Annotated in this window: 23 protein-coding genes; 14 read left to right on the plus strand and 9 right to left on the minus strand. The window is 71.2% G+C overall.

Annotated elements, in window-relative coordinates; all coding sequences use genetic code 11:
* Positions 1–57: 57 nt before the first annotated feature.
* The 3 genes from ABD191_RS04235 to ABD191_RS04245 all read right to left on the minus strand — a co-directional run bounded on the left by ABD191_RS04235 (position 58) and on the right by ABD191_RS04245 (position 2343).
* The gene (locus ABD191_RS04235) at positions 58–1431 is read right to left on the minus strand and encodes an FAD-dependent oxidoreductase (protein ID WP_344077008.1); all 1374 of its coding nucleotides are present in this window, start codon (positions 1429–1431) and stop codon (positions 58–60) included.
* A gap of 73 nt (positions 1432–1504) precedes the next feature.
* A complete protein-coding gene (locus ABD191_RS04240; protein WP_344077011.1) occupies positions 1505–2002 on the minus strand; it encodes a GNAT family N-acetyltransferase in 498 nt (165 codons plus the stop codon).
* Positions 2003–2013: 11 nt separating this feature from the next.
* The gene (locus tag ABD191_RS04245; protein WP_344077013.1) at positions 2014–2343 is read right to left on the minus strand and encodes an ArsR/SmtB family transcription factor; all 330 of its coding nucleotides are present in this window, start codon (positions 2341–2343) and stop codon (positions 2014–2016) included.
* Between the two features lie 98 nt (positions 2344–2441).
* On the opposite strand from ABD191_RS04245, the gene ABD191_RS04250 reads away from it, so the two are divergent.
* The 5 genes from ABD191_RS04250 to ABD191_RS04270 all read left to right on the plus strand — a co-directional run bounded on the left by ABD191_RS04250 (position 2442) and on the right by ABD191_RS04270 (position 5583).
* On the plus strand, positions 2442–2795 hold the full coding sequence (locus ABD191_RS04250; RefSeq protein WP_344077015.1) for an ArsR/SmtB family transcription factor: 354 nt from the start codon (positions 2442–2444) through the stop codon (positions 2793–2795).
* 92 nt (positions 2796–2887) lie between these two features.
* Entirely contained in the window at positions 2888–3178 is a 291-nt protein-coding gene (locus ABD191_RS04255; protein ID WP_344077017.1) for an ArsR/SmtB family transcription factor, read from the plus strand.
* The gene (locus tag ABD191_RS04260; protein WP_344077019.1) at positions 3172–3879 is read left to right on the plus strand and encodes an aquaporin; all 708 of its coding nucleotides are present in this window, start codon (positions 3172–3174) and stop codon (positions 3877–3879) included. Before ABD191_RS04255 ends, ABD191_RS04260 begins: the two co-directional genes overlap by 7 nt.
* Positions 3880–3917: 38 nt before the next feature.
* Entirely contained in the window at positions 3918–4328 is a 411-nt protein-coding gene (locus tag ABD191_RS04265) for an arsenate reductase ArsC (RefSeq protein WP_344077021.1), read from the plus strand.
* Positions 4329–4419: 91 nt separating this feature from the next.
* Positions 4420–5583, plus strand: a complete 1164-nt coding sequence (locus ABD191_RS04270; RefSeq protein WP_344077023.1) for an FAD-dependent monooxygenase — start codon at positions 4420–4422, stop codon at positions 5581–5583.
* On the opposite strand, the gene ABD191_RS04275 is transcribed toward ABD191_RS04270, so the two are convergent.
* Genes ABD191_RS04275 through ABD191_RS04285 form a run of 3 tightly spaced genes read right to left on the minus strand, consistent with a single transcriptional unit; the run spans position 5580 to position 8316 of the window.
* The gene (locus tag ABD191_RS04275) at positions 5580–6185 is read right to left on the minus strand and encodes a LutC/YkgG family protein (protein WP_344077025.1); all 606 of its coding nucleotides are present in this window, start codon (positions 6183–6185) and stop codon (positions 5580–5582) included. The genes ABD191_RS04270 and ABD191_RS04275 overlap by 4 nt on opposite strands.
* A complete protein-coding gene (locus ABD191_RS04280) occupies positions 6182–7603 on the minus strand; it encodes a lactate utilization protein B (RefSeq protein ID WP_344077305.1) in 1422 nt (473 codons plus the stop codon). The genes ABD191_RS04275 and ABD191_RS04280 overlap by 4 nt, the downstream gene beginning before the upstream one ends.
* A gap of 20 nt (positions 7604–7623) precedes the next feature.
* The gene (locus ABD191_RS04285; RefSeq protein WP_344077027.1) at positions 7624–8316 is read right to left on the minus strand and encodes a (Fe-S)-binding protein; all 693 of its coding nucleotides are present in this window, start codon (positions 8314–8316) and stop codon (positions 7624–7626) included.
* Between the two features lie 258 nt (positions 8317–8574).
* On the opposite strand from ABD191_RS04285, the gene ABD191_RS04290 reads away from it, so the two are divergent.
* The 4 genes from ABD191_RS04290 to ABD191_RS04305 all read left to right on the plus strand — a co-directional run bounded on the left by ABD191_RS04290 (position 8575) and on the right by ABD191_RS04305 (position 11353).
* The gene (locus tag ABD191_RS04290; RefSeq protein WP_344077029.1) at positions 8575–8811 is read left to right on the plus strand and encodes a hypothetical protein; all 237 of its coding nucleotides are present in this window, start codon (positions 8575–8577) and stop codon (positions 8809–8811) included.
* Between the two features lie 111 nt (positions 8812–8922).
* Complete coding sequence (locus tag ABD191_RS04295) at positions 8923–10101, plus strand: DUF2786 domain-containing protein (RefSeq protein WP_344077031.1); 1179 nt, start codon at positions 8923–8925, stop codon at positions 10099–10101.
* An 18-nt stretch (positions 10102–10119) separates the two neighbouring features.
* Positions 10120–10662, plus strand: a complete 543-nt coding sequence (locus ABD191_RS04300) for a hypothetical protein (protein WP_344077034.1) — start codon at positions 10120–10122, stop codon at positions 10660–10662.
* Positions 10663–10792: 130 nt separating this feature from the next.
* Positions 10793–11353: a class I SAM-dependent methyltransferase gene (locus ABD191_RS04305; RefSeq protein WP_344077036.1), complete on the plus strand. Its 561-nt coding sequence runs from the start codon at positions 10793–10795 to the stop codon at positions 11351–11353.
* 50 nt (positions 11354–11403) lie between these two features.
* On the opposite strand, the gene ABD191_RS04310 is transcribed toward ABD191_RS04305, so the two are convergent.
* The 3 genes from ABD191_RS04310 to ABD191_RS04320 all read right to left on the minus strand — a co-directional run bounded on the left by ABD191_RS04310 (position 11404) and on the right by ABD191_RS04320 (position 14781).
* A complete protein-coding gene (locus ABD191_RS04310; protein ID WP_344077039.1) occupies positions 11404–12567 on the minus strand; it encodes a pectate lyase in 1164 nt (387 codons plus the stop codon).
* A gap of 233 nt (positions 12568–12800) precedes the next feature.
* A complete protein-coding gene (locus ABD191_RS04315) occupies positions 12801–13598 on the minus strand; it encodes an alpha/beta fold hydrolase (protein WP_344077042.1) in 798 nt (265 codons plus the stop codon).
* Position 13599: 1 nt separating this feature from the next.
* A complete protein-coding gene (locus ABD191_RS04320; protein WP_344077044.1) occupies positions 13600–14781 on the minus strand; it encodes an MFS transporter in 1182 nt (393 codons plus the stop codon).
* 311 nt (positions 14782–15092) lie between these two features.
* Here ABD191_RS04320 and ABD191_RS04325 point away from each other — a divergent pair, with 311 nt between their 5' ends.
* From ABD191_RS04325 to ABD191_RS04345, 5 genes are all read left to right on the plus strand, one after another.
* Positions 15093–16055 (plus strand): quinone oxidoreductase family protein, encoded by a 963-nt coding sequence (locus ABD191_RS04325; RefSeq protein WP_344077046.1) that lies wholly within the window; start codon positions 15093–15095, stop codon positions 16053–16055.
* Between the two features lie 351 nt (positions 16056–16406).
* Positions 16407–17111: an acetate--CoA ligase family protein gene (locus ABD191_RS04330; RefSeq protein WP_344077048.1), complete on the plus strand. Its 705-nt coding sequence runs from the start codon at positions 16407–16409 to the stop codon at positions 17109–17111.
* The gene (locus tag ABD191_RS04335; protein ID WP_344077050.1) at positions 17068–17949 is read left to right on the plus strand and encodes an ABC transporter ATP-binding protein; all 882 of its coding nucleotides are present in this window, start codon (positions 17068–17070) and stop codon (positions 17947–17949) included. Before ABD191_RS04330 ends, ABD191_RS04335 begins: the two co-directional genes overlap by 44 nt.
* Positions 17949–18791: an ABC transporter permease gene (locus ABD191_RS04340; RefSeq protein WP_344077051.1), complete on the plus strand. Its 843-nt coding sequence runs from the start codon at positions 17949–17951 to the stop codon at positions 18789–18791. Before ABD191_RS04335 ends, ABD191_RS04340 begins: the two co-directional genes overlap by 1 nt.
* Positions 18736–19842, plus strand: a complete 1107-nt coding sequence (locus ABD191_RS04345; RefSeq protein WP_344077053.1) for an ABC transporter substrate-binding protein — start codon at positions 18736–18738, stop codon at positions 19840–19842. Before ABD191_RS04340 ends, ABD191_RS04345 begins: the two co-directional genes overlap by 56 nt.
* Positions 19843–19845 lie beyond the last annotated feature (3 nt).

Below are 19845 nucleotides of genomic sequence, written 5' to 3' on the forward strand. Positions count from 1 at the left end.
CCCCGGATGGGCGGGCCGCCCACTCGGCCTGCGTACAGCCTTGACCGGGCCGTGAGATCAGCTGCCGCAGCAGCCGCCGCTGGCCTGCTCGACCACGGGCAGGGTCAGCAGCCCGCCGGCGACGCCGGTCGCCAGTCCGCGCGGGGCGCTGGCCGACACTGGTGCCGGAGTGCCGCAGCACGAGTCTGCCGGCTCGTCGGCGGAGGAGGAGCAGACGCCGGTCTCGGGGAGTTCGAGCTGGACGTCGCGGGCGGCCGCCCAGTCCCCGGCCAGCGCGGCGACGACGGATCGGGCCTGCTCGTAGCCGGTCGCCATGAGGAACGTCGGCGCACGGCCGTAGGACTTGGCGCCGATGGCGTAGTAGCCCGGCTCCGGATGCGCCAGCTCGTCCACGCCGTGCGGCGGGACCGTCCCGCAGGAGTGCTGGTTCGGGTCGATCAGCGGGGCCAGCGCCCGGGTTGACCCGAGGATCGGGTCGAGGTCGAGGCGCAGTTCGCTCGTGATGGTGTGGTCGGGCCGGAATCCGGTCGCCGACACGATCCGGTCCACCGTGACCGTCTCGCCGCCGCGCGCGACGGCGGTCACTCTGTTCCCGTCGACCGCGATCGACCGGATGGAGAAGCCCGGCAGCAGGGTGACCGCGCCGGACTCGACCAGGTCACGCACGCGGGTGCCCAGCGCGCCCCGGGCGGGCAGCGCGTCGGCTTCGCCGCCGCCGTAGGTGCGGGCCGCGTTGCCCGTACGGATGGCCCAGCTGATGGTCGTGCCGGGGACCTCGGCGGCCAGCTGCGCCAGCGAGAGCAGCGTGTTCGCGGCCGAGTGGCCGGCCCCGACGACGAGGGTGTGCCTGCCGGCGAACCGGTCGCGGTCCGCGCCGAGCACGTCGGGCAGCGCCGTGTCGATGAACGCGGCGGCTTCGGTTTCGCCGTGCGCGGGCAGGCCGGACCCGCCGAGCACGTTCGGGGTGGGCCAGGTGCCGGAGGCGTCGATGACCGCGCGGGCGGTCAGCTCCTCGCCATCGGCGAGGCGGATCAGGAACGGGGTGTTCTCCCGCCCGGTGGATCGGACGCGGTCCAGCCCGTCACGGCTGACCGCCACGACTCTGGCGCCGTAGCGCACGCGCTCGGCCAGGGCGGGCACCTTGGTCAGCGGGGCAAGGTAGTCGTCGACGATCTGCGACGCCAGCGGCAGCCGCTCCGGGTCCGGGGCGATCCAGCCCTCGGCCTCCAGCAGGCGTCGGGCGGCGGCGTCGATGTTGAACCGCCACGGGCTGAACACCCGCACATGTCCCCAACTGGCGACGGCCGCGGCCGGGCCGGAGCCGGCCTCCAGGACGACGAAGTCGACGCCCCGTTCGGCCAGGTGTGCGGCGGCGGCCAGGCCGACCGGGCCCGCGCCGATGACGACCACGGGCAGCTCAGTTGCGTTCACGGTCCCAGCTCCTTGTTTCGAAGAGTCTCTAAGCTACATGGTTAGACTGCCGCCTACTTAGAGAACTGTCAACTTAACGGGGTGGCGCCGGTGCCGTGAGGCCCGCCACCGTGCTGCGCCGCTCGATCGCGATCACGTCGCGCCACACTCCGTGCAGGCAGCCGGGCCGCTGCCGGGTCCCGATGACCCGGAACCCGGCGGAGGCGTGCAGGGCCAGGCTCGCGGTGTTCTCCGGGAAGATCCCGGACTGGATCGTCCAGATGCCCGCCGCCTCCGTCGAGGTGATCAGGGCCCGCAGCAGCGTGGCCCCGACCCCACGGCCCCGCGCGTCGGGATGCACGTAGACGCTGTGCTCGACCACCCCGGCGTACGCCGGCCGCGCCGACACCGGGCTGGCCGCGACCCAGCCCAACACCCGCCCGCCGGCGTCGCAGGCCACGAAGCGGTGCTGGGGCAGTCGGCCGGCGTCGAACGCCGCCCAGGTCGGGGCGGCCGTCTCGAACGTGGCGTCGCCGGTGTCGATGCCGGCCTGGTAGATCGCGAGGACGTCATCCGCGTCGGCGGCCGTCATGGCGCGGATGGTCAGCACGGCTGCCGCCCGGGGAAGGCGACGGGGCGACCCATGACGACGTCGGCGGCGGTCGGGAACTGCGCCAGGCACGTCTCGTTGATCCGGTACAGGTTGGCGTTGCCGGACGGCTCGACCAGCACGAACCTGACCTCTGTCAGGATCTTCAGGTGCTGTGACACGGTCGATTGGGCCATCCCGACCGCCGCGGTGATCTGCCCGACGCTCATCGGTTCCCGCCGCCGGGCCAGCAGTTCCGCGATCTGCACGCGGGTGGCGTCCGCGAGGGCTCGAAACCATGACGCGTACCGCTGGGCGACCTCGCGGTCCAACAGTGCCTCCACGCGACCATCCTCTCGTCGTACATCGCCGATTAACGATGATATTGGGAAGCGTGACAAGGCGCGTTGCCGGCTGCTTCGAGATCTGTCAACCTAGGGGCATGTCGAAGCGGCTGCCCGTCCTGGACCCGGCCACCTGCTGCGCGCCCATCGCGACCGCCGCCGTACCCGCGGCGGCGGCCGGGGACCTGGCTGCCGCCTTCAAGGCGATGGGTGACCCGGTCCGGTTGCAGCTGCTCTCGATGATCGCCTCCGCCGATGGGGGAGAGGTCTGCGTCTGCGACCTCACCCCCGCGTTCGACCTCACCGGTCCCACGATCTCCCACCACCTGAGGGTCCTGCGCGAGGCGGGCCTGGTCGACTCCGATCGCCGGGGCACCTGGGTCTGGTACCGCGCCAACCGCGCCAAGCTGGCCGCCCTGTCCGCCGTGCTGGACGTGGCCGTGCCGGGCTGACCGCGTCACCAGAAGTTCATGATCAGGAAGTTGCGCGCCGAGCCGGCGTCGCGTCTTATGACCACGTGGTGATATCAGTCCCCAGTGATTCGATGGCGGGCATCGTCCGGCTGCTGGCCGACCCGGCCCGCACCGCGATCGTCGAAGCCCTCGCGGCCGGACCCGCGTGCACCTGCCACCTTGTCGCGGACCTGGGTCTGTCCCAGCCGAACGTCTCCAACCACCTGCGCGCCCTGCGCCATGCCGGAGTGGTGAAAGCCGAGCCTCACGGCCGCTACACCTACTACCACCTCAACCCCGCCGTTCTCGACGCGGCCGCCGCGCACCTCGCCGACCTGGCGCAGCGCGCTCGGGCCACCGCCGGCCAGCGACGGGAATGCTGACGGCCCGCGCCGGCCTGCCCCGCCGGCTGCTCGCTGAGCTGATCGGCACCGCGCTGCTCGTCACCTCGGTCGTCGGCTCCGGGATCATGGCGGCCCGCCTTTCCCCGGATGACGTGGGCCTGCAACTGCTGCAGAACTCCACGGCGACGGTCCTCGCGCTGACCGTACTGATCCTGGTCTTCGGGCCGGTGTCCGGCGCGCACTTCAACCCGGTCGTCACGGCCGTCGACTGGTGGCTGCACCGGGGTGGGTCCCTCGGCGGCGTCGCCGCGTACGCCGCGGCCCAGACGGTGGGCGCGGTTGCGGGAGCGCTGCTGGCCAACGCCATGTTCGGCGTCCCCGCCGCGGTGTCGGGCAGGGTCCGCGAGGGCGCGAACCTGTGGCTGGGCGAGACGGTGGCCACCGCCGGCCTGGTCCTGCTCATCTTCGCCCTCGTACGGACCGGCCGCGCGGCGCTGGCCGCCCCAGCCGTGGGCGCCTACATCGGCGCGGCCTACTGGTTCACCAGCTCCACCAGCTTCGCCAATCCCGCCGTCACGATCGGGCGGACGTTCACGGACACCTTCGCCGGCATCGCGCCGGCCTCGGTGGCCCCGTTCATCGCCGCGCAGGTCATCGGTGCGTTCATCGGCGCGGGGCTGGTCGTCGCGTTGTACCCGGCGCCCGTATCCCAGCCCGTTGCGGCGAGCGACCTGCGGTGACCGCTCGACACGGCCAACATTCCAAGGAGGGAAGCACCATGTCCGACACGAGACCCAGTGTGCTGTTCGTATGCGTCCACAACGCCGGCCGCTCCCAGATGGCCGCCGGCTGGCTGCGCCACCTCGCGGGCGACGCCGTCGAGGTCCGCTCCGCCGGTTCGGCCCCGGCCGACCAGATCAACCCTGTCGCCGTCGAGGCGATGCGCGAGGTCGGTATCGACCTCACCGACCAGACCCCGAAGATCCTCACCCACGAGGACGCGCGGGCGTCCTCCATCGTGGTCACCATGGGCTGCGGTGACGTGTGCCCCCACTTCCCGGGACAGCGGCACGAGGACTGGCAACTCGCCGACCCCGCAGGTCAGGGCATCGCGGCCGTGCGGCCGATCCGTGACGAGATCCGCGACCGCGTCGAGGCTCTCATCAAGGACCTCCTGCCCAACCGCTGAGCGGTCGTCCCCGAGCGCCGGGCGGACCGGTCCCGGCGGTCGTGCCTCTGCCGATCTCGTACCCTTCTCCATCGACGGAGGGGAGAGTGGCGTGGAGGCGATCGTCATCGGCGGTGGCATCGGCGGGCTGTGCGCCGCGATCGGCCTGCGCCGGCGTGGCTGGCGGGTATCCGTGCTCGAGCGGGTACCCGAGTTCCGTGAGGTCGGGGCCGGCATCACCCTGATGGCCAACGGCCTGCGCGGGCTCGACGCCCTCGGCGTGGGTGACGCCGTGCGCGGCGCCGGGTCGGCGGACGCGGCGGGTGGCACCCGTACGCCGTCGGGCCGGTGGATCTCGCGCATCGACGGCGCGGCGCTGACAGCCGTGCTGGGCACCGCGGCGATCGGGATCCACCGGGCCGCCCTGCACGAGGTCCTGCGCGCGGCGTTGCCCGCGGAGTCGCTGGTCACCGGCGCCGAGGTCCTGGACGTGAGCACCGGGGTGACCTACCGGCACCGGGGCGTGACGGTCACCCGCGACGCCGCGCTCGTGATCGGGGCCGACGGCATCGACAGCACGGTGCGGGCCCGGCTGTGGCCGGCGCATCCGGCCCCGGTGTACAGCGGATCGACCGCGTGGCGCGGGGTCACGGCGCGGCCCTGGGACGGCGAGCGCGTCGCCGCGATCACCTGGGGTCCGGGCGCCGAGTTCGGCATGGTGCCGCTCGGGGACGGGCGTGTGTACTGGTACGGCGCCGTCAACGCGCCGGCCGGCCTGCGGGTCGACGACGAGCTGGCCGCGATGCGGGCGCGCTTCGGTGGCTGGCACGCGCCGGTGTCCGACCTGCTCGACGCCACCGACCCCGCCGCCGTGATCCGTACGGACCTGCGCCACCTCGCCGCCCCGCTGTCCTCGTACGCGGCTGACAATGTCGCCCTGCTCGGCGACGCGGCCCACGCCATGCTGCCGAACCTCGGCCAGGGCGCCAACCAGGCCATTGAGGACGCCGCCGTGCTGGCCTCGGTCTGCGCGCCCGGCGAGGATGTCGAAGCCTCGCTGCGTAAGTACGACCGGCTGCGCCGCCCGCGGTCGCAGCAGGTCGCCCGCGCGGCGGCGCAGATCTGCCGGTTCGGGCAGCAGCTGACCAACCCGGTGGCCATCGCCCTGCGCGACACGCTGATGCGGCTCACGCCAGCGCGGGTGGCGCTTCGCTCGATGGCCCGCTACGCGAGCTGGGACGCTCCCGACATCCCCCGCGCCGCGGGCACGGACTAGCTGCCGGGTGACCGGAGGACCAGCAGGGTCAGGTCGCGCGGCCCGTGGACGCCCTCGACGCGGTTGAGCTCGATGTCGCTCGTGGCGGACGGCCCGCTGATCCAGGTCTGCGGCCGGCGCGGGTCGAGGCGGCCCAGCGCCTGCGCGACAGTGCCGACGATCTGGTCGGCGCGCACCACGCAGATGTGCCGGTCGGGCAGCAGTGTCAACGCCCGCCGTCCCTGCGTGGGCCCCGCGTCGAGGACGACCGTGCCGGTGAGCGCGATGGCCACGGCCGCCCCGGTCAGCACGCCGTCGAGCCGGTCCAACGCGGCGTTGGCCAGCAGCGGTTCGTCACGTACCACGGCCAGGCCGTCGACCCACTCCGGCGGGATGTCGGCGGGCACGGCCAGGCGCAGGCCCGCCGCGACCCGCGCGATCGTCGCGGGCAGCGAGGCGGCGTCCGTGAGTGTGACCGTCGCCCGGTACTCCGCGGCCCGCTCGGCGAACAGCGCCACGACGTCGACGTCGTCGGGGAGCCGCAGCGCGTACTCCCGGGGGGTCTGCCCGCGCGGGGGGAGCGCGGCGCGGATGCGGGTGAGGATCTCGTCGCGGGCGGTCATCGCGGGCTCCTTGTGCGGCGCCACCAGCGGCGGAACGACTGGCGGGCGGGTGGGGGCAGGTCGCGGGCGCCGAACCAGGCACCCACCCAGCCGGGGCCGCGCAGCCGCAGCCGGCGGGCCCGGCGCAGCAGCGCGCCGCCGGCCCGCTGCGCCGCGCCCAGCCGGCCCGCCGACGCGAACGTGGCCGCGGCGGCGGCCATGGTCGCCCGCTCCAGCGGGTGCCCGCCCTGGTCGACGACCTTGGCGCGCAGGTGTACGAGGACCTCGGGAATGTCGATGCGCACGGGGCAGGCCTCGAAGCAGGCGCCGCACAGGCTGGACGCGAACGGCAGCGACGCGGTCTGCTCGTCAACCGGGTGCCGGTTGATGCCGCGCAACTGCGGGGTGAGGATCGCGCCGATCGGGCCGGGGTACACCGACCCGTACGCCCTACCGCCCGTGCGCTCGTAGACGGGGCACACGTTCAGACAGGCCGAGCAGCGGATGCAGCGCAGCGCCTGGCGGCCGACCGGGTCGATGAGGGTGTCCGTGCGGCCGTTGTCGAGCAGGATCAGGTGGAACTCCCGTGGCCCGTCGCCGGGGGTCACGCCGGTCCAGATAGTCGTGTAGGGGTTCATCCGCTCGGCGGTCGACGATCGGGGCAGCAGTTGCAGGAACACCTCCAGGTCCCGCCACGTCGGCAGGAGCTTCTCGATGCCGAGGACGGTGACGAGCACCTCGGGCAGGGTCAGGCACATGCGGCCGTTGCCCTCGGATTCGAGCACGACGATCGAGCCGGTCTCGGCGATCGCGAAGTTCCCGCCGGAGACGGCCATGCGGGCGCGCAGGAACTTCTCGCGCAGGTGCAGGCGGGCGGCCTCGGCCAGCTCGGCGGGATCGTCGCTGATGCCGTCAGGCGCGGGGCGGCCGACCGCGCCCATCTCGCGGACGAAGATGTCGCGGATCTCCGAGCGGTTGCGGTGGATCGCCGGCACCAGGATGTGGCTGGGCACGTCGTGCCCCAACTGGACGATCAGCTCGGCGAGGTCGGTCTCCCACACGTCGATGCCGTGGCCCTCCAGGGCCGCGTTCAGCTCGATCTCCTGGGTCGCCATCGACTTGACCTTCACGATCTCGTCAACCCCATGGGTACGGGCGACCTTGGCCACGATCGCGTTGGCCTCGGCGGCGTCGCGCGCCCAGTGGACGACACCGCCGGCCCGGGTGACGGCGGCCTCCAGCTGGACGAGCAGCTCGGGCCAGCGGGCGAGCACGTCGTCCTTGATGGCCGCGCCGGCCTCGCGCAGCGCCTCCCAGTCGTCCAGCTCCGCGACGGCGCGCAGCCGCCGGTCGCGGATCGTCGTGGTGGCCCGGTTCAGGTTGGCCCGCAGTTGCGTGTCCCGCAACGCGATGCGGGCCGCGTCCGGAAACGGCGGCATGCCCAGAAACGTCGGCGTGCTCACGCGGTTGCCAGGATCTCGGCGAGGTGCATGGTCTTCACCGGCGACGCGCCGCGCGACAGCAGGCCGCCGATGTGCATGAGGCACGACGTGTCCGTGCTGGTCAGCACCTCGGCGCCGGAGCCGGTCACGTCCGCGGCCTTGTCCAGGCCCATGGCCACGGAGGTCTGCGGGTTCTTCACGCTGAACGTGCCGCCGAAGCCGCAGCACTCGCGCGGGCCGGCCAGGTCGACCAGCGTCAGCCCGCCGACCGCGCGCAGCAGCCGCCCGGGCCGGTCGCCGACCTTGAGCAGGCGCAGCGAGTGGCAGGTCTCGTGCAGCGCCACCCGGTGCGGGAAGTGCGCGCCGACGTCGGTCACGCCCAGCACGTCGACCAGGAACTCGGTGAGCTCGTAGACCGGCGGCGGGGTCACGGCGGGATCCACGACCCGGTGGTAGTGGCGCACCATCGAGGCGCACGACGCCGACGGCGTGACGACGGCCTCGTACCCGCAGAAGGTGTCGGCGAAGCCGCGCACCAGGGGGACGCACGCCGCCCGGTACCCGGAATTGAAATGCATCTGGCCGCAGCAGGTCTGCGCGGCCGGGAAGTCCACCTCGACCCCCAGCCGTTCCAGCACGGCCACCGTGGCCCTGCCCGCCTGCGGGAACAGGGTGTCATTGAGGCAGGTGACGAACAGTGCGACGCGCATGGCCTCACCTCACTCCGATCCGCGCGGCGGCGTCCCAGCCCGGGCCCACCGCCGGGTCCGGCTCGAAGCGGCGGGCCGGTTGCGAGGCCCGGGACACGGCCCGCAGGCCGGCCAGGTCCCGCGGCCGGCCGGCCGCGCTTGCTGCACGAGCACATTACCGACCGCGGTGGCCGGGCCACCACGACCAGGCCCCACGCGGCCACTCAATCAATCGAAGTTCCTCTATCATTTCCTCATCGTTCTATCGATGGAGGTCTCATGCGTAGACTCAAGATGGCGATCGTGGCAACGGTCCTGGCCGGCTCGACCGTGTTCGTCGGGGCCGCGCCCGCGCACGCCACGCCCATCCTCCGCGGCGTCGTCTACGACTACTCGGAATGCGTCCGGATCGGCAACTACGGCATGCAGAACTACGGCTGGACCGGCCCGCTGCAGTGCGTCTGGTACCAGACCAGCAACACCTACCCCTACGGCTACTGGTTCATCTACGCCTGACCGGCACCCCGTGCCGCGGACCGGTCGGGTGCCCGCCCCGACCGGTCCGCGCCGGCGTGGACATGCGGCCCGGTGCCAGGCGCGGGCGGCCGTGACCCATAGCCTGGTGGCATGGCGACCGTGCGGGAGACGATCAGGGCGGTCCTGGCCGGGGCGGCGCGCTACGAACCCGCACTGGACACGCTGACGGTCGCGCCCGCGGTCGAGGTCGACGCCGTGCTGACGGAGAGCCTCCATGATTCGCTGGCCACGCTGTGGCGCCGCGGGTGGCAGCCGGTCGAGCTGCACCGGGTCGTCGCCCGGCGCGGCCACGCGACGCACGCCCGCCTGCTGTCGTACGCCATCGCCACGTACCTGGCCGGGTTCGCTCCGGACGCCCTGGACGAGCGGTGGCGCGCCCAGGTGGACGAGCTGCGCGCGTACGTCATGTGGGAAGGCGAGTCCTACCTGCGCGCCTTCGCCCGCGACGGGCGGCTCGAGCGGGTGGAGGTCGTGGACACCGCGCTGACGCTGCTCGCCATCCTGTCCGAGCTGCCGCCCATCGAACTGCTCGGTCCGCCGCCCGGCGCCGCCGGCCGGGCCCGCGCCCGGCCAGGGCCGGTCCACCGGGCCGACGCCCGGCTGCTGGACCGGGTGCGCGGCCTGCTCGCCAAGGCCGAGTCGACCGAGTTCCCCGCGGAGGCCGAGACGTACACGGCCAAGGCCCAGCAGCTCGTCACCCGGTACAGCCTCGACGAGGCGCTGCTGGAAACCCAGGCGGGTGACCAGGTCTTCGCGCTCGCGAGGCGGATCGGCGTGGACCATCCGTACGAGGCTGAGAAGGCCGCGCTGCTGGACGCCATCGCGGGCGCCAACCGCTGCTACGCGGTGTGGTCGCCGGAGCTCGGCTTCTCGACCGTCTTCGGGTTCGACGCCGACCTCGACGCGGTCGACATGCTGTACACCTCCCTCCTGGTGCAGGCGCACCAGGCGATGGCCCGGACCGAGCCGCCGGGCGGCAAGGCGGGCCGCGCGCGGCTGCGGGCGTACCGGCAGTCGTTCCTGGTGGCGTTCGCGGTGCGCATCGGCGAGCGGCTCGCCGCCGTCGCCGAGGCCGCCCTGACGGAGGCCGTGGGAGACACCGACCTGTTGCCGGTGCTGGCATCACGCGACGAGCGGGTCCGCGACTCCATGCGCGCGGCGTTCCCGCACACCACGCGCGGCCGGGGCGCCCGCGTAGACAGCGTCGAGGGCTGGGACTCCGGCCGGGCCGCCGCCGACCGGGCCGGGCTCCGCGGACGGGGCGCCTGACGGGCTAGGCTCCGGGTGATGTCGCACAGTGAACGCCCGGCGGCGGCAGACGACGCGGACCGGCTCGCCGCGTCACTGGCTGACTGGATCGACGCGATGTCGTTCGCCGACCGCGACGCCGACCAGGTCACCGAACTGCTGGTGGAGGCCGTCGTCGAGTGGGGCCGGTCGCACCACTGGCGGGTCTACCGCCGCGCGCGCAGCGTCATGCCACTGCCCGCCCCGTACGCCGAGCGGCACTCCGTGGTCGACGTCGGCATCGCCCGCGCGGGCGCCGCGCCGATCGTCGTCGAGGTGGACCGCTCCGACCGCCGGCGCACGCTCGACAAACTCCTCGCGGAGGCGGGGGCCGGCCGGGTCGCCCTGTGGGTCCGCTGGGGGCCAGGCCCGTTCAGCGCGCCGCCGCCGCCCGTACGCCTGGTCACCTGCGTGGTCACCAGCCGTCGTGACCGGGCCAGCGGGCGGCGGCTGCACTCGGCGCGCGCCGACCGCCTGCCCGCGCCGCAGCACGGCGTGGACCTCGACTCCGGGGAGCAGACCACTCTGTTCGGCGAGCGGTGACACTGGAGGCCCTATCGCGCGCGCATGGAGGACGGTCATGACCGGAACGGCACGACGACGCACCAGTGAAACGCCGACCGACCGCCAGAGGCGGGTGTGGGACAGGACCGCGCCGAAGTACGACAGGCAGATGGCGTTCTTCGATCGGACCTGGTTCGCCGGCGGTCGGGAATGGATCGGCCGGCGGGCGCGCGGCCGGGTCCTGGAGGTCGCCATCGGCACCGGGAGCAACCTGCCCCACTACGGGCCCGACGTCACCGTCACCGGGGTCGAGCTGAGCCCGGCGATGCTGGCCATCGCCCACGATCGGGCGGCCGCCCTCGGCCTGGCGGTCGACCTGCGCGAAGGCGACGCCGAACGGTTGCCTTTCGACGACGCGTCATTCGACACGGTGGTGTGCGCGCTCGCGCTGTGCTCCATCCCCGACCCGGCCGCGGCCATCGCCGAGATGAAACGCGTGCTCGTACCCGGTGGGACGCTGCTGCTGGTGGATCACATCGGGAGCAACTGGTGGCCGATCCGGGCCGCCCAGTGGCTGGTCGGACAGGTCACGGTGCGCACCGAGGGGGAGTACTTCACCCGCCGCCAGCTACCCCTCGTGCAGGCCGCCGGGTTCGCCGTCGAGGAGACCGAACGGCTGAAGGCCGGCACGGTGGAACGCGTCCGCGCCCGCAAGCCGCACCGTCGCTGACGGCCGATGGGGTGCCGGCCGGCTCCGGCGGGCACCCCATCGGCGCTGCGTCACTTGTAGGTGATGTCGCTCTTCGTCACCTTGCAGTTGCTGTCGTTCCAGCCCTCGCCGAGGTAGGTGGGCTCGCTGCCCTTGCTGACGCCCTTGTACTTGCCGCAGACGACGTCGCCGCTGATCAGCGTGACGCGGGTGATCGTCGCGGTGTCACCCCAGTTGCTGTTGATGCCGGCGACCATGTCGACGTTGTCCAGGAGGACGTTGTCGATGATCACGTGCCGCTGGTACGAGCTGGAGCAGTTGCCGCAGGCCCGGTACAGCTTGCCGCCGGACCTGGCGTAGAACCCGGTGATCTTCACCGTGCCCTTGCCGTTGTGCTGGAAGATCTTGTCGCCGGCGGACCTGGCGCCACCGCCGATGACGTACGAGGTGCCGCCGCTGGTGTCCTTGAACGTCGCGGCGTCCTCGCCCACGTCGTTCCACCACACGTTGCGCAGGGTGCAGGTGCCTTCGCAGTGCACGCCGTCGCCGGCCGGCGAGCCGAGGATGACGTTCTGCAGCGTCGCGCCGTTCGCCAGCTTGAAGATCGGGTCCTGACTCTCGCTGCCACTGCCGTCGCCGGCGCAACAGTAGGTCTTCATGCCACCGTCGAACGTGCCGGACACCGAGATGATGCCGCTGGTCTGCACGTTGCCCTGCGACGCCGGCCACGACCCGGTGGGGGTCCCCGTGCTGGGCGCGGACGAGGTGGCCGGCGGCCGGGTCGTGGTCGCGGCCGTGGTGGTGGGGGTCGAGCCGCCACTGCCGTACGTCTCGACCTCAGCGATGCGCGGAGCGCTGGACGCGCTGGTGATCTCAAAACTGATCTTCTTCAGCGACGTCGAGGAGAAGTTGATGGTGCTCGGGCTGCCGCTGCCGCTGGCCAGGACGCTGCCCGAGTCGTGGTTGACGACGCGCCAGGCGTTGATGGAGCCGCCGCCGGAGGCCTGCTTGATGACGACGGAGGCCACCGTCGTCGCGCTGCCCCACTTGACGGAAATGGTGCCGGTCGAGCCGCTCGGCGACCAGTAGGTACCGGTGTTGCCGTCGATGACGTTGCCATAGCTGGTGCCACTGGCCTTGCTGGAACCGTCGGCGCCCGCACCGATGCTCAGGTTTGTCGCGGCGGAGGCGCTCGGCATCTGCAGCGTCAACGCGACGGCGGCAGTTGCGACCACGGTGGCTCCTCCGGCTAGCCAACGCAGGGCGGATAGTCGTCTCATCAGGTCACCTTTCAGGGGACGGCGCTCAGGTGGACGGGAAAGCGCTTTCCGCCGATGATAGAGAGCGGTCTATCCGGGCACAAGTATGCGACCGATACGCCCCTATTGATGCGTTGATGCCGAAGACCTCCGCGTGTGACGGGGGGACGGTCGCGAAGATCGGATGGGGTGGGAGCCGCCGTTCCGCGTCAGAGGCGTTCGAGGAACTCCAGGGCGTACGCCGCGACCTGGTCGGCGCACTGCTCCATGGCCGGGATCATCGCTGCGTCCAGAGTGGCCGTGACGACGCGTTCCGCGTTGGTCAGGCCCGCCACGACCTTCGGGCCAGCGGGACTCGCGAACGGGTCGTCAGAGGGGGTCAACACCAGGACGGGGCACCGGACCAGGCCGATGCGCTCGTCCATCGCGTACCGGCCACACGCGCGATGGCCCTCGGCCGGGTCAAGTCCCGGCGCCAGCGCGTCGCGCACGAACCGGTCCAGCAGGTCGGGGCGGTTGGCGGGGTAGTAGGGCTGGCGCTGGCGCCACAGTTCGGTCAGATGGCCCCCGTCAGCGTGCTGTTCAGCCTCGTCGACGCGGGTGCCGTGGCCGCCGGACCGCCGCTGCCGGTCGATCCAGGGGGTGGCGGAGAGGATCAATGCTCGTACCCGGTCGGGTGCGGCCGCAGCCACCTCGAGGGCGACCGCCGATCCGGTGTGATGCCCGAGGAGTACGGCGCTCGGGATGGTGAGAGCGTCCAGTAGGGCGAGCACACCGGCCGCCATGCCTTCGATCGTCTGCGGCTTCGGGAGAGGGGCGCTGAGGCCGAAGCCGCGCATGTCCATGGCGATGGTCCGTACCCGCCCGGCCAGTTCGGTCTGGACCTCGCGGAACTCGTCATGGCTTCGGGGGGTCTGGTGGAGCATCACCACGGGGGTGCCGCTGCCCGCCTCGGCGAAGTGCAGCTGGCCGAGCGGGGTGTCGATATAGGCACGTCGTAGGGTCATGTCAGGGGCCTTTCTGGATGCTTGACCGGGCTGGCCGGCGCTCGGCCGCCGATCGTGGGCGGGCGGAGATCGCGGCGATGGCCGCGATGCCGAGGAGGACCGCCATGGCGGCCCAGGCCGGTCCGAAGCCGGCGCGGACGGCGATGACGGCGAAGATCGCCGGGCCGACGGTGCCGCCGAGGAAGACGCCGGCCTGGGTGATTCCCGTGGTCGTGGCGACCCGCCCGGGTGAGGCCACCGCCACCAGTTGGTTGTAGAGCCCGTTCCAGCCCCAGCCGAAGGCGAAGCCGAGAACGGCCCCGCAGACGAACCCGACCTGCCCGCCGGTGACCAGTAGAAGGAGACCCACCGTTCCGACGGCCATGAGAGCCGCGACGACGCCGAGGCGGCGACCGAGCGCGGCGTTGCTCATGGCGACGGGAGCGGCGATCCGTACGGCGACGCTTCCGAGACTGCCCGCTATCTGCGCCAGGGCGATGGCCGTCGGGCTGAGCCCATTGGCGTGACCGGCGGTGGCCGTGAAGGAGGGGAGGGTCGAGGCCGCCGCCGACGCGATCGTCCCGGTCACGAGCAAGGGCAGGACCGCAAGTCGGGGCGAGGCGACCGGGTTGGCCGGACGCGACCGGGCCGGGGCGACGGCAGGCCGGCCCACACCGATCGTGAACTGCGCGCAGGCGGTCGCGGCTGCCGCGACGAGCGTGATGAGCCGCCAGTCCGGGCCGGCACCGGCGACGGCGAGGGAGGCGCCCGACAACAGGGCGGCGACGGGGATCGCGCCCTGCACGGTGCCGAAGCCGAACGCCTGCCGGCGGGGTTCGCTGACCCCGAGGAGAAGGCTGTTCGACGCTGGCTGGAACATCGTGTTCGCGCATCCCACGACGGCGAGCGCGAGCACGAGGTGACCCGCGGAGCCGGCCGCGCTGATGCCGAGCAGCCCGAGGGTGGCGAGCGCGCAGGTGAGGCGCGCGGCCACGGTCGTGCCCAGGCGCGCCACGACCCGGCCGCCGAGCGGCGAGAGCACCCCGGCGACCGTGTAACACACCGTCATCGCAATGCCGATCTCCGTCGCGCCGAACCGCATGTCCTCGTTGATCCGCGGCGCGAGGGCCCCGACCAGGAACGACGGCAGCGCCGCCGACAGCGCGATGACCGCTGCCGCCCGGATCAAACGCTGGTCCGACATGGTGTGCACCGCGGGAGCCTTTCCAACACGTGACGGGTGCAGGTGCCAACGGACCCTAGAGGCCGGGACCCGTGCGGGTGCCGCGGGTGGACCGCTGAGCGGACCACGTCCCACCTCCGGGGTCCCGGCCATTTCGGTAGATGAACCGGAGTGGTTGTGCGTTCGGGCGGCTCGATGATCCGGTGGCGGGCATCACCGGGACCGCTGCCATCACCGGCGCGGGCTGGGAGGGGTCTTCCGTAACCACTGGGAGGTAGTCGGTGACCATGATGCGAGCCGCTCGGCTGTACGAATGGGGCAAGTCTCCGGTGGTGGAGGAGGTGCCCATACCAACCCTCCGGGAGGGTGAGTCCCTGGTCCGCGTCGACGCCGCAGCCGTCTCACATCTGGATCTCACGATCGCCTCCGGATCGTTCGATCTGCGCCCGGACCTGCCCTATATCCCCGGTGTCGAGGGTTGCGGGGTGGTCGAGGCCTCGAATGAGTTGCCGCCGGGCACCCGGGTCCTCCTGCGTGGGGCCGGTCTCGGGATGGTCAAGCCAGGTACCTGGGCGGAGTACGTCGCGGTCAAGTCCAAAGCCCTCACCGAGGTGCCCGCGAACCTGCTCCCGGAGTTGGCCGCCACGTTCTTCCAGCCGGCGACCACCGCGCAGGTCACGCTGGAAGAGGTCGGTCGCCTGGGCGACTGGCCCGGCGTCGACGGAGCGCAGAGCGAGGTCGTCGTCGTGGCCGGGGCGGCGGGTGCGGTGGGATCGATCGTCGCCCAGTTGGCGCTGAGAGCCGGCTCGCGGGTCGTGGGGCTGGCCGAGGAGTCCCAACGTGATCTCGTTCCCGCCGGAGTTGAGTTCTGTGCCCATGGCGACGAGGCCGCGATGCGGGAGATGGACACCGAGCGACCGGCCACCGTGCTGATCGACACGGTCGGTGGCGATGCCATGCCGCGGCGGATGCGGTGGGTGCGGCCGGGCGGCCGTGCCGTCGCGGTTGGCTACGTTGCCGGTACGACGCTGCGGCTCGACCTGCCGAGCTGGCTTCTGGCCGACGTGGCGCTGCTGCCGGTGAACATGATGCGCCGCGAGAGCGCGGCCCGCAGCCGGGGCCTGGGGTTGGCGGACCTGTTCCTCAGCGGCGATCTGACGCTGAACACGGAGACCTTCGGCCTCGAGGAGCTGGGTCGCGCCCTTGAATCGCTCGCCTCAGGCCGCATCCGGGGACGAGGTGTCGTTCTGCCCGCCCGTGGGAGCGGTGAGCCCGCGCGTCCCCGGCAGGACTGACCAGCTCCAACTCCGGTGAGGTCCGCGCCGGCCTGACCGGGGATCGCGTATCGCGATCCCCGGGTCGCGCCCCGCGCCCACGTCATGGCCACCCACATATCCATTCCGCGGCCCGGCTATATCGGTGCCGCTAATGGCGCGATCGCCAGCGCGGAAATCGCAGGCAGGTGCCGTTCCACTAGACGAACCACACCAGTGGCGCACCTTCGGGGGTGACTGCATGCTGACGCACCAAGTAACGAGCAAAGCCCAGGTCGGAGCCATTGGGATCACGAGCAGCACGGCGAACTGTCCCGCAGGAATGCCGCCAGGAAGGAAGCTCCAAGTGCGTCCAAGAATCGAGTCCACGCAGTGAGCACCGTGGCGCTGACCGAGTCGGAGAGTCTCGCGTTCATCGGCGACGTACCCCGTCCGCGGCAACGCCTGACGAGGACCGCGGCCGAGGCCGCGGAGTTCCTTGCCGAGGTCGGCGGTCCGGTCGTCGCCAAGGTGTCGGGTGTCGCCCACAAGAGCGACATCGATGGTGTCCGCGCCGGACTGACCGCGGAGAGCCTCGAGCGGACCTGGACTGAACTGGCCGGCTTGGGTGACGGCACCGTCCTGGTGGCGGAGCAGGTCGGTCCCATCGACTTCGAGCTCATCGTCGGCGCGTTCCGGGACCCCCAGTTCGGTCCGGTGGCGATGGTCGGTGTCGGCGGGATCTTCGCCGAGGTGCTTTCCGACGTGTGCTTTCTCGCCCCGCCGTACACCAGGCGAGACGTCGAGCGCGCGCTGCGGGGACTGCGGGCGTACGACCTTCTCGCCGGAACACGTGGCCGTACAGGCGTCGACCCCACAGCTCTCACGGATCTGCTCACCCGGTTGGTCGCGGCGCTGAACTCGTCGGCCAGCGTCAAAGAAATCGAGTGCAACCCGGTCGCGGTGACGGCTGGCGCCCTCAACGTGCTCGATGCTCTCGTCGTCCTCGCCGACGCCGAGGGCTTAGCCCCTCAAACGAAGGGAACGAATGGCGATGATAACGCCCGAGCGTCTGCTGGCGGCCGGGACCATGACTGACCCAACGCCGCCGAAGCTGCTCGTGGATGGACTGGCGGTGCGCTACGAGTCGGCTGCGCCGGGTCAGTACGCCTGTCAGGGCATCGAGTTCCGCCTTGAGCCGGGTGATCGGCTCACGGTGCTCGGTCCGACCGGATGTGGGAAGAGCACCATGCTGAAGGCCATCGCTGGCTACCTGCCCATCGCCGCCGGCCGGGTCGAGGTCAGCGGGCGTGCGGTCTCGGCCCCCGGCCAGGACCGGTTCGTCATGTTCCAGGAATTCGACCAGCTCTTCCCGTGGCAGACGATCCGGTCGAATATCGTGTATGCGCTGAAGGCCCGGACAAAACGGCGTAGCGAAAAGATGCGCGCCAGCGAGATGTCCACCCGGGCCGACGAACTGTTGTCCATGGTCGGGCTGGCCGGCCGCGGCGACCTCTATCCGGGCGAATGCTCGGGAGGAATGAAGCAGCGCGTCGCGCTCGCCCGCGCCCTGGCGATCTCGCCCGAGGTTTTGCTGCTCGATGAACCCTTCGGCGCGCTGGACGCACAGACCCGCCGACGTCTTCAGGAACAGCTGCTCGGGCTCTGTGAGCGTCTGGACACCACGATTCTGTTCGTCACCCACGACATTCCCGAGGCCGTCATGATCGGCAACCGGATCATGATGATGAGCGCCGCCGGCCGGGTGACCAACATCTATGAAGCCGAGAATCACGACCAGGTCGCGCTCGAAGAGCACCTTCGCGACGAGCTCCGCAGCAACCAGACACGAGGGCCGGGCGCCCAGAATCCGACCGATGCGTCCGCACCGCCGAAGCGGGCCGGCCTTCTGGGCTGGGCGAAGGGGTGGCGCTGATGTCCGTCGCACCCGTAACCCCGGCCGTCCCGGCTCTCGCCGGTGCCCGCTCTGCCGCTCGCCGGCCCCGTCATGACTGGCTGAAGCAACTTCTCGTGATCACCGGCCTGCTGGTGGTGTGGGAAGTCGTGGTGCGTGTCTACGACGTGGACCCGCTCATCCTGCCGCCGCCCTCGTCCATCGCCGAGAACTCCGTCTCCCTGATCGCGGACGGAACGCTGATCGAGGCCGCGGCGAACACGTTCTGGATTCTGTTGCAGAGCATTGTGGTGGGTAGTGCCATCGCCGTGGGGCTCGCCGCTTTCGGCGTCTTCTCCAATTTCGGTGGCCTGTTCCTGCGGACGATCAGCAGCATCATGAATCCGCTGCCGGGCGTTGCTCTCCTGCCGCTCGTCATGGTGTGGCTGGGCTTCGGCACGAAGGCCATCATCGCGGTCATTCTCAATACCGTCGTATGGGTCGTGGCCCTCAATCTCTACACAGGTTTCCAGGCGACGCCCCTCACATTGCGTCGCGTCGGGCGAAGCATGCAGCTGAGCCACTTCCGAATGCTGAAGGACATCTACCTTCCGTCGGCGGTGCCCAGCGCCCTGACCGCGATGCGGATGGCCTGGGCCTACGGATGGCGCACGGTCATCTCCGTCGAACTGATCCTGGGAGCTACGGCCGGGCAGTCCGGTCTCGGCTCCTTCATCTTCAGCGCTCGGTACAACTACCAGGTCGAGGACCTCTTCAGCGGCCTGATCGCGATCATCATTCTCGGACTTCTTATCGAGCAGACGATTCGTGCTGTCGAACGCCGTACGGCCGTTCGATGGGGCCTGCTCGAGAACAACACCTAGACAGCAGAATCCGCCCTCCACACGGTTGAAAGGTAGGACTGTCATGAAGTCACAACAAGCATCGGGCCGCATCGGGGGCGGCTGGTCGAAGAGAATAGTTGCGGGCGTCAGCGCCACCGTGCTGGCCCTGGCTATGGCCGCTTGCGGCGATTCGGACGAAGGCGGAGAGTCCGCCGCCGCCCCCACCCTGCGCTTCGCGATCAAGGAGAACTTCGCCTACCTCCCGATCTACGTGATGATCGATGAGGGCATCCTGGAGAAGCACATCCCCGGCGCCAAGCTGGAGTACATCGGAGTCAACTCCAGCGTCGACGCCGCCAACGGGGTGGTGTCCGGTCAGGTCGACGCGACCATCGCCGGAACGACGTCCTTCCTCACGGCGTGGGCGAACAACGTGCCCTGGAAGATCGCGTCGGGGAGCAGCACGGCGCAGATCAGGCTCATCGCCAAGAAGGGTCGATACGCCAGTCTGAAGGACATCAAGCCGGGCGACCGGATCGCCTACCCCTCTCCGGGCTCGATCCAGGAGATCGTGCTCGCCATGGCCGCGAAGCAGCAGGTGGGTAACGCACAGGCCTTCAAGGCCCAGCTCCAGCCGCTCGGCGAACCGGACGCGTCGAACGCGTTGCGCAATGACGGGGTCAGCCTGGACTTCACGCAGTCGCCGTTCTCGGACAAGTTGCTGGAAGACCCCGGCTACGAGGTGGTGCTGGACTCCAAGGATGTCGTCGGTGACACCGCGCTCGGTGTGTTCGTGCTGAGCGACAAGTTCGGCAAGGACGACCCGAGCCTCCGCGACAAGCTGACCAAGGCGTTCGCCGAGGCGCTCGATCTCATCACCAAGAGCCCCGACAAGGCCGCGCAGGTGGCGCTGAACCGCAAGATCGGCACCAGCGTGGACGCCAACAAGGCCAGTATCGCCGCCAACACCTACACCACCGCGCTGGGCGGTGCCGAGAACCTGGCCGCCTTCATGTACCAGGAGGGATTCATCAAGCGGGAGGCGAAGCCGTCGGACTTCATCGACCAGACGCTCGCCGGCACCCGCTAGTAG

The sequence above is a fragment of the Luedemannella helvata genome (genome assembly GCF_039528415.1).
Lineage (GTDB): Bacteria > Actinomycetota > Actinomycetes > Mycobacteriales > Micromonosporaceae > Luedemannella > Luedemannella helvata.